We start from the raw sequence: 636 nt of genomic DNA on the forward strand, positions 1-636 counted from the left end.
TGAGCGCCGTCACGAGCATGAGCGAGTTGTGCAGGTTCGCGTCCATCTTTGCCCGGTTGGCCTCGATGCCCGCGGCGCAGCGCTCGTTGAACGAGCGGATCGCGTCGGCAAGAAGGTCCACGGACTGCAGGAAGTTGTACGCGATCACGGGCATGAAGACGTTCAGCTCGAAGTTGCCCTGGGAGGCCGCGAAGCCGATGGCGGCGTCGTTGCCCATGACCTGCACGGCAACCATCGTGACCGCCTCGCACTGGGTGGGGTTGACCTTGCCGGGCATGATGGAGCTGCCTGGCTCGTTGGCGGGGATGGCGATCTCGCCCAAGCCCAGGCGCGGGCCGCTCGCGAGCCAGCGGACGTCGTTGGCGATCTTCATCATGTTCGCGGCGAGCGCCTTGACGGCACCATGGGCAAAGACGACCGCGTCCTTGCCGGACAGGGCGCGGAACTTGTTCGGGTCGGTCACGAAGGGAAGCCCTGTCTGGGCGGCGATATGGGCGGCCACGGCCACGTCGAAGCCGGCCGGCGCGTTGAGCCCCGTGCCGACCGCCGTGCCGCCGAGCGCCAGGCGATAAAGGCCGCCAAGCGACGCCTCGAGCTCCTCGGCGGCACCCTCCAGAAGCCCGCGCCAGCCCGAGA

General features: G+C 68.4%; 1 protein-coding gene. It reads right to left on the reverse strand.

The genetic code is table 11. The features are described from left to right. The coding region (locus tag ACT84W_RS00585; protein WP_444327870.1) for a lyase family protein at window positions 1-636 on the reverse strand (636 nt) is incomplete at both ends.

It is taken from the genome of Paratractidigestivibacter sp. (genome assembly GCF_052362415.1).
Classification (GTDB): Bacteria; Actinomycetota; Coriobacteriia; order Coriobacteriales; family Atopobiaceae; genus Paratractidigestivibacter.